This window comes from Bradyrhizobium sp. SHOUNA76, assembly GCF_023006445.1.
Lineage (GTDB): Bacteria > Pseudomonadota > Alphaproteobacteria > Rhizobiales > Xanthobacteraceae > Bradyrhizobium.
In genome coordinates this window covers 1-8286 of sequence record NZ_JALBHA010000287.1, presented here as the reverse complement: position 1 = coordinate 8286, position 8286 = coordinate 1, and the positions used below count along the sequence as shown (strand labels likewise).

The 8286-nt window shown below is 63.7% G+C and carries 9 protein-coding genes; 6 read left to right on the top strand and 3 right to left on the bottom strand.

Features of this window, described 5'->3' with window-relative positions:
* Positions 1–528 precede the first annotated feature (528 nt).
* Positions 529–957, bottom strand: coding sequence for a response regulator (locus tag MOV74_RS24670; RefSeq protein WP_246928473.1), 429 nt, complete (start codon positions 955–957; stop codon positions 529–531).
* A 467-nt stretch (positions 958–1424) separates the two neighbouring features.
* Between MOV74_RS24670 and MOV74_RS24665 the strand changes: the two genes are divergently transcribed.
* The 4 genes from MOV74_RS24665 to MOV74_RS24650 all read left to right on the top strand — a co-directional run bounded on the left by MOV74_RS24665 (position 1425) and on the right by MOV74_RS24650 (position 3904).
* Entirely contained in the window at positions 1425–2135 is a 711-nt protein-coding gene (locus tag MOV74_RS24665; RefSeq protein ID WP_246928484.1) for a Crp/Fnr family transcriptional regulator, read from the top strand.
* Between the two features lie 198 nt (positions 2136–2333).
* Positions 2334–3032: a Crp/Fnr family transcriptional regulator gene (locus MOV74_RS24660; RefSeq protein ID WP_246928482.1), complete on the top strand. Its 699-nt coding sequence runs from the start codon at positions 2334–2336 to the stop codon at positions 3030–3032.
* A 149-nt stretch (positions 3033–3181) separates the two neighbouring features.
* Positions 3182–3556: an Hpt domain-containing protein gene (locus MOV74_RS24655; RefSeq protein WP_246928463.1), complete on the top strand. Its 375-nt coding sequence runs from the start codon at positions 3182–3184 to the stop codon at positions 3554–3556.
* A gap of 99 nt (positions 3557–3655) precedes the next feature.
* On the top strand, positions 3656–3904 hold the full coding sequence (locus tag MOV74_RS24650) for a hypothetical protein (RefSeq protein ID WP_246928461.1): 249 nt from the start codon (positions 3656–3658) through the stop codon (positions 3902–3904).
* A gap of 73 nt (positions 3905–3977) precedes the next feature.
* Here MOV74_RS24650 and MOV74_RS24645 read toward each other — a convergent pair whose 3' ends face one another.
* The gene (locus tag MOV74_RS24645; protein ID WP_246928459.1) at positions 3978–4601 is read right to left on the bottom strand and encodes a helix-turn-helix transcriptional regulator; all 624 of its coding nucleotides are present in this window, start codon (positions 4599–4601) and stop codon (positions 3978–3980) included.
* Between the two features lie 334 nt (positions 4602–4935).
* Between MOV74_RS24645 and MOV74_RS24640 the strand changes: the two genes are divergently transcribed.
* Both MOV74_RS24640 and MOV74_RS24635 read left to right on the top strand, forming a co-directional pair.
* Positions 4936–6099, top strand: coding sequence for a hypothetical protein (locus MOV74_RS24640; protein ID WP_246928457.1), 1164 nt, complete (start codon positions 4936–4938; stop codon positions 6097–6099).
* A gap of 625 nt (positions 6100–6724) precedes the next feature.
* Positions 6725–7939 (top strand): EAL domain-containing protein, encoded by a 1215-nt coding sequence (locus MOV74_RS24635; protein WP_246928455.1) that lies wholly within the window; start codon positions 6725–6727, stop codon positions 7937–7939.
* 10 nt (positions 7940–7949) lie between these two features.
* Here the strand turns inward: MOV74_RS24635 and MOV74_RS24630 are convergent.
* The coding region (locus MOV74_RS24630) for an EamA family transporter (protein ID WP_246928453.1) at positions 7950–8286 on the bottom strand (337 nt) is incomplete at its 5' end.

The window sequence follows — 8286 nt, the reverse complement described above, 5'->3', positions numbered from 1 at the left end:
ATCCAGGATCTTGGCGTTGTTCGGCTCCTGCTCGAACTTCACCAGCTGATTGTCCACGGTGTCCAGGCTCTCGCTGGTCTCCGTCAGAAACTCCCGCAACAGATCATCCATGAGCTACGCCTTACTGAGCTGGACTTCGACGCCTGGGCCGCGCTTGGAAGCGACGGAAGCCCTCTTTCGATGGTTAGACATCCCCTTTCACGGTCCCGTTAATTTCATCCTCCGTGCTAATACGGATATTGAAGAGAAGTTTGCCCTTCGGCTGCACGCGAGGGCGCTTTTCCGCAAAACCGTCATGGCGCCGCGGCGGCGAGACGCGTGAGGTAAACGCGCCGATAGCGGCGCGGCGGGGCGCACGAGAAAGTCCTGCTCGTGAAGGACGATAGGCACGGCCTGCGCGGGATTGAACGAAGCGGTCCGCGATCGAGGGCGCCCTCGCCGCCGTCATTTCGCGCTCGCCGAGACCGGCAAAGTTCGCGCTTTCGGTAAACGAACCGTTACCCCGTGACCGCTGCGGCGCGCGCGGCGCTAACCCAGTCGCGCGGCCGACGCAATGTCGCGGTGCTCCGCCAGGCAATCATTGATGGCGGCGAGCAGCGCGTGCGGCGTGAACGGCTTGCGCAGGCAGCGTGCGGCCCCGAGCTCCAGCGCCATCCGGAGGAAATCGGGTGCGGGCGAATTCAGATTGGCGAAAGCGTAGCCCGACATCGCGATCAGCGGAATGACAGGCGCCCGCTCGTGGAAGATCCGGATCGACTCGAACCCGCGCATATGCGGCATGAAAATGTCGATGATCATCAGATCGAACTGTTCGTGTTCGAGGGCCCGCAGTCCGGCTTCACCTCCCTCGGCGATCGTGACCCGAAAATTGTTGCGCTGGAGATAGATCTCGATGGCCATGCACACCATCGGGTCGTCGTCGACAACGAGAATATGGCGCAGGCCGTCTCGTCCCATTTGAGCGTCCCGTTTCGGCAATTCAATCATGGAGCCGTGGCGCACGCCTGTCTCCTCCGGTTTCGATCGAGAAATGGATGGTTGCTAATGTCGTTGGCGGCGCCGGGAAAACGAAGACGATGGGTGGCGCCATGATCGGTAGCGGCGTCGGATGTCCGTAGGCACTCGTCCGATGTAGGAGGATGCGCGGGTCGACCGGCGCCCGATCGCAGCCCGGATGCAAATGCTTCCGGCTCATGAAAGCCCCCTTGCCGCTTTTTCCTGCGCTCCTTGCAGGACGGACGCGCAGGCTCGCAAAGCGAATCAGCGCGTCACCCTTATTTCCGCCGCAAATGCCCCAGGCTGTCTGCCCTCTAATGGGCATATGGACATCACCACAACCATTACAATATATTTCCCCACCACGCAACTGGATGACGAACGGGCGCGACACCAATCGGAATATCGAACGCGCCAGATTGACCTGCATGACCGCGAGCGGCCACCCGCCCAATCAGTTGCTGCAAATGCTCGATGCGGCAGGTTTCGATCTGCTGAGCCCTCATCTCGCGACAGTGGAAATGGTCAGGGGAACTGTCTTGGGCGAGGCGGGCACCGCGCTGAAATATGTCTACTTTCCACACAGCGGCTCCGTTTCGATCACGGTCGGCCTGTCCGACGGACAGATGATCGAGGTGGCGATGCTGGGCCGTGACAGCGTCGTGGGCGGCGGCGCAGCGCTGGCCGATGGCATCATGCCGGCAGACGCTGTCGTGCTGTTTCCCGGCAGGGCTTGTGTGCTTGAAATCGCGGCTTTCCGGGCAGTCGCAGCCGCAAGCGCGCCGTTTCGCAGCCTGATGGTCCGCCATGAGCAGGCCCTGCTCGCACATGCTCAGCAGTCCCTGCTCTGCAATACGCTGCATCCCGTCGAGGCGCGGCTGGCGCGCTGGTTGTTGCGTGCCCGCGACCTGTCCGACAGCGGGATTCTCCCGCTGACGCAGGAAGCGCTGGCGCAGATGATGGGCGTACGGCGCAACGCTATTTCGCTCGTCGCACATGCGCTTCAGCGTGCCGGCATCATTCACTACGCACGCGGCCAGATCGAAATCCTCGACTTGCGGGCGCTGGAAGCGACCTCCTGCGGCTGCCATTCGGCGGTGAAGGCCCACCACATGCGCCTGATGGGACCCTCGCGGTGACGAGAAACTCCACGCGCCCGACTGCACGCCGACGTGCACAGATGCCGCAGGGACGATCGCCCGATGTGCCACCGGCGGACATCTTGTCCCAATTGCCAATATATCCCGACGGGAAGATGATGGAACTTGCTCGCCCAGGAAGGGGTTTCACCTGCCGCGACCCGCTGGTGCAGGAGAGGGGAGGCCGCTTTGGAAACGATGGTGCGCCCATCCAACGGTTTCCTGTCCGCACTGCCGGCGGACGATTATGAATTGATCCGCCCGCACCTGCGAACAGTTGACCTGCCCCATGACTACGTCCTGGTCGAGACCGGCGAGACGCTCAAGCGCGCTTATTTTCCTCACCGCGGCGTCATCTCGCTGGTGGTTAAACTCGCCAAGGGCGAGCATGTGCAGGTCGCCATGATCGGCCGCGACAGCTTGCTCGGGACGCTCTCGACCATGGGCGATGCGTGCGCGTTGAACACCGCCGTCGTGCTGGTGCCGGGCCTTGCGTCGATCATGGATCTCGACCGGCTGCGGATCGCCGCCGACCAAAGCAGCACTCTGCGCACGTTGCTGACGCGCCACGGACTGGCGGTTTACGCTCAGGTCCAGCAGACCGCGGGCTGCAACGCCGCCCATCCGGTGGAGGCACGGCTGTCACGCTGCCTGTTGCACACTCATGACCTCTCGGGTGACTACCGGCTGCTGCTGACCCAGGAGGCCATGGCACAGATGATCGGGGCGCGGCGCAACAGCGTGTCGCTGGTCGCCAATACATTGCAGCAGGCCGATTTCATCCATTACAGCCGCGGGCACATCCAGATCGTCAACCTCGACGGCCTGCGCCAGACGGCGTGCGAATGCTACGCCACCGTGAAGGCCCAGTACGACCGGCTGCTCGCCCCGCGCTGACCGCAGCTCGATGGTAAACCGCAGGCTAATGCCGGCCTGCAAACACCTCATGTCCTGCTACCGAAACTGAAATTCGAATGCCGTAGACACGGGGGTGCCCTCGCGCCGGGACCTGCCGCGCGACAATGACCCGTGATCAAGGCCAGGCCATGTTTGAAGCCCCCGTCGCGCCCGCGCAGAAGGCGCTCGATGCCGAACCCGCGCGCGAGCCGCGCGCATACGAAGCGCTGGTGCGCGAGATCGGCGAGGACGGTGCCTGCGAAGTGCGCGAGGTGTTCTGGAGCGAGACCTGCGCACGCCTGCAACTGTTCCGCACGCTCTCGCTCGCTCAGCACCATGCCAGGATCGCGCGCGAAGCGCATTCGCTGAAGAGCGCGGCCGGGACATTCGGCTATGTCAGGCTCGCGGCGCTGGCATTGACGCTGGAGAGGTCGGCAGAGAGGCTCGGCGATGCCGAATTCCGCGATCTCCTGGACCGGATGGATGCCGCCTATGTCGCCGCGCGCGCACAGGAGCCGCGCTAACCACTCCGGCGTGCATTCCCGCCGTACTTCTACGGTTGGCGATTTTTAGAGATGGCTAATCATAGGTGGTGATAGTCGCGGGAAACCAGGAGGGTTTCCATGTTCACCTACGAGACCGCGGACCAGAAGGAGGTTCGCCGCTTCCGCATCGCACAGTTCAACGGCCGGATGGCGACGGTGAGGGCTGGCGAGTCGACGGTGACCGGCTTCGTGCGTTCGGTGCTGGAGCAGGAATCGAGCATGCCTCCCCGCTGGACCATCACCATTATCCCGAACGGGCCGAAGGAAGAAATCAAGCCGCTGCGTCCCGCCTCGCGCGCGCGTCCCTTCGCCGAAGACTATTTCTGAGCGCGATCGGGTTCTCGAGATATATCTTCCGGCCTTTGTCCGCACCGCCTGCCGGCGATGCAACACGCCAGCCTCAATCGATCGAATGCAGCAGCGCCGCACGGACGAGATCCGCGGTGTTGCGCGCACCGAGCTTGCGCATCGCCTCGGCACGATGGCTCTCGAACGTGCGCGGACTAATCTGCATCCGAAGCGCACCCTGCTTGTTCGAGTATCCCTCGCTGATCAGCCTCAGCACCTCGCGCTCGCGCTTCGTCAGCCGCTTCTGGCCCGACAGGCCGAGGAGTTCGGCACTCGGCACGCGCTGGGCTTGCTGGGCGCGGACGGCCTTCGATTCTGCGTCCTCGGCACTGGACGGGATCGACAAGCCACCCTTGTGACGACCCGCAAGCTGCTTGACCAGGCCGCAAACCCGCTCGGTCTGTGCCAGCGCGTTCTCGACCACCCGCTGCAAATAGGCACGGTCGCCGGTGACGGGCGCGAACTGATCGCTGTGATGCTTGATCTCGCCCATGTAGAGCAGCAGCGCAGTCAGGGGGCCGTTGAGCTCGCGGGCAATGGCAGCGGCCATTTCGTCGGCCGCCTTGGCCCGGGCGGCGCTCAGGCGGACGAAATCGAGCTCATCAGTTGGAGCAGCGCTGCTTTCGTACCATTCCGACGGCCGCGAATCGGTGGCCGTATCATTCTGTGACCCCATGTCACTCATTTAGCGGAACCGGGGGCGGTCTGTGGTTAACTTTTTGCTCCGTAAGACTACGGTGATTTCGGCGGTTTTGCGCTAAAATGGCGACGTCGGCACAATTTGTGCTTGCGGCGCGCGGCGCCCGATCCCGCAAGGGTTGAGTTTCCTGCTGAGGTCTTCGGCAAACGGTCCGAAAACTCCTTAACCGCCGCTTTCGCCCGAGGCCGCCCCCCGGCTTTTACGGAATAATTAACGGCGACTTGCTTCTCTTAGGAGGTTGAGAGCGCGCAAATGCCTCCACGCATTGGGCCCGCACGCCCGCGGGACACGCTGCGAAAGATTGCGTGCCATGGACGAGATCGATCGGCTGTCGGAATTCCTGCAGAGGCTGACGCCGCTGTCGCGCAGCTGTCTGCTCAGTGAGCTGGAGCGGCTCGAGCTGTGCGGCCTCGACATGCCGGGCTCGGCCGACGTCCAGTCCCGCTTGCGCGCCGAGTTTCGCAAGGACGGATCGACCCAGGCGCGCGCCACCAGCCCGTCGCGCTATTTCTTCGCACCGCTCGAGCTGCTCCTGATCGACGGCGCGCCCGAGCACGCCAATATGGGGCGGATCTCGCGCAACACCCTCACCCCGATCTGGGAATGGATCTGCCGCGACCTGCTGCCGACCATGGCCCGCGACTACATCAAGGCGATCAGCGACCAGGTTGCCGCCAACAATCCGAAGGAAGTCCTGAAGATCGCATCGACCTTCCAGACCAAGGTCGTCAAGGTGCTCGAGAGCACCTTCGCTTCGGCGGAGAGCACCGAATTCGCGCGGGCCAAGCTCGCGCAGTATACGGCGTCGCGCAGCGCCTTCGACGACGTCAGGAAGATGCAGCATGTGCTGCGCGCCGGCGATGCGCTGCCGAAATTCAATGAAAAGCTGCCTGCAAAAATCGCGAGATTCGACGACGGCCAGGTTGCCCAGATCACCGCGCAGCTCGACGCCTTCAAGAAGGCCCATCCCGAGGCACTGCCCTTCGCTCTGACGCTGGTGGCGAGGCGCCTTGCGACGTCCTGGCAATTGGTGCGCCTCGCCACCAAGGCCGCCGCGAGCAAGAGCCCTGCCGACGTCGCCGCCGCGCCCTATGCCTGCGTCGTTCCCATGGTGCTCGACCGGCTCGACGACAAGCGCCTCGCGCTTCGTATCGCGCTCCGGCACAACCGGGTGCTGGTCGCCCGCGACCTGCTCACCGAGATCTATGACACCGAATATGCGCTCAAGGTGCGCATCGACGGCATCGAAAACAGCGAATGGGGAATCCGGCTCCAGCAATTGATGGACGCGATCGCGGCGCTGGTGTCCGCCGAGGTAAGCCGCTTCCCTTCCAATGTCGGCCACATCCTCGGCTCTCGCCGACTGCGCAGCCATGACACGCTCGGCGGCAAGCTGACTTATCTGGCCTGGAAGGGGCGCGACGCGATGCAGGACGGCGCGGCCGCGTTCCGCAAATTGATCGGGCAAACCTGATATCGCGCGGCGCGCGTCAATGCGCGCGCGGCAGGCACAGGAAGCGATCGAGAAATCGTCCTGACATCACGACCCTGAACCACCAATACATCAAACGCCGCGTCGTCATTGTCGCAATCCTCGACAGCCCACCACCGGCTGAGCCGAGCAATAGCGCAAGTGCAGCAACCCGCATGTGATGCGCTTCACATTCCCGGCCGCGGGCCTGGCCGCGTTGTCGCAGAACTGTCGCGGGCGAAGGCGGAACATGCGCGCATCGCGGGAAAGAAGACGACGCGGTCCTGTTCCCCGTCATCGAGCACTCGCCGCACATCTCGAAAAAGCCACCGGTCAATCCTCCGACGATCCCGCATTGCTTCGAAAGGGCACACATTCGCATTGCCCGCCTCCGTCCATCGGCGGGCACGATGCCAGTTACATCGCGCGAGAAAAATTTCGCGTGCGCTGGCAGGCGTTGCGCCTGCGGTGCTCGGGTACGCGAATTCTTTTCGAACAGACTGTTGAAAAATTAGCTCGAATTGCAGGGTTTAACGTTACTCAGATAATTCAAGAACGATGTGATGCTCTCCTTATTTGAACCCACGCTCCGCGTTTAAGAAACCGTCACGGAACGGGAGTGACGTTGATGAACGATGGGATGGTTGAGCTCGTCGGACGAAGGCCTGTGACCTTCGGACGACGAAAGGTAACGCCGCGCGCCTGCGTGGCCGATAGCAAGCGGCATCTGCGCGCCTTTCTCAGCGAGGTGCTGGAGGATCTCGGCTTCGTCACCAGCGAATGCGCCAGCGCGGACGAACTGCAGACGGTGCTCGCCACCGATCTGCCCGACCTGATCCTGCTCGGCGTCGCCACTGACGGCATCGAGCCGGGGAGATTCCTCGAAATATTGGTGCGGGAGGCTTTTGCCGGCAAGGTTCTGACCGTCGGCGCCCGGGAGTCGATCATCGTCAGGGCCGTGCAGCAGGTCGGCGAGGAATATGGTCTTACCATGCTGCCGCCGCTGACGACGCCCTTTGCCGCGGAAACGCTGCGCGAACGCGTCGCCATGCTGCTGCCGGAGGAGCCGGCGCCGAGCCCGGCCGTGCATGTCGGCGAGGCCCTGCATGCCGGCTGGCTTGAGCTCTGGTACCAGCCCAAGATCGACGCGCGCACGCTGGTCCGCAGCGGCGCCGAGGCGCTGGTGCGGATGCGGCATCCGACCTGGGGCGTGGTGCCGCCCGCCTATTTCATTCCGGAGCCGCACGATCCGCATTTGCGCGATCTGTCGGAGTTCGTGATCGGGCGCGCCATGCAGGACTGGCACTATCTTCTGGAGCAACAAAGCCCGGTTGACCTGTCGATCAATCTTCCCGCGTCTTATCTCAAGGAGCCGCAGGCAGTGCGCGATCTCTGCCGCAGCATGCCGACGCATCCGGCCTTCGGCGGGCTGACGGTCGAGATCGACAGCGACGAGGCGATCCGCGATCTCGATCACCTGACCGAGGTCGCGCGCGAGGTCGGCCTGCACAATATCGGCCTCTCGATCGACAATCTCGGCGCCAACTGGCCGGCGCTGATGGGCCTGGACAAGCTTCCCTTCGTCAAGCTGAAGGCCGACCGGCAGTTCGTCACCGGCAGCGGCAACGATCGGCTGAAGCGGACGGTGTGCCGCGACATCGTCGAGCTCGCGCAGAGCTATGGCGCGCGCAGCGTCGCCCAGGGGGTCGAGAGCCGCTCCGACCTCGTTGCGGCCAACGAACTGGGCTTCGACCTCGTGCAGGGCTTTCTGTTTGGCAAGCCGATGCCGCTGAAGAAATTTGCAAGGAGCGCGCTGACGCGGACGGTGATGGGGCAGGCGTGAGGCGAAAGCCTCACGCGAACCGGCGCGCGAAGAAGACGCAGGCAACCACGAGTGCGGTTGCGGCAATCATGCTCCAGGCGACCGGCTCGTGCAGCAACAGGCCCGCGAGCGCAAGACCGAAGAATGGCTGGAGCTGTTGCAGCTGACCGATTCGCGCGATGCCGCCGGTCGCGAGGCCGCGGTACCAGAAGATGAAGCCGACGAACATGCTGAAGATCGAGACGTAGGCGAGCCCGATCCAGGCGGGCACGCTGACGCCGCTCCAGGCCGGCGGCCAGGTCCATAGCGCGACCGGCACCATCAGCGGCAGCGCAAGCAGGAGCGCCCAGGAGATCACCTGCCAGCCG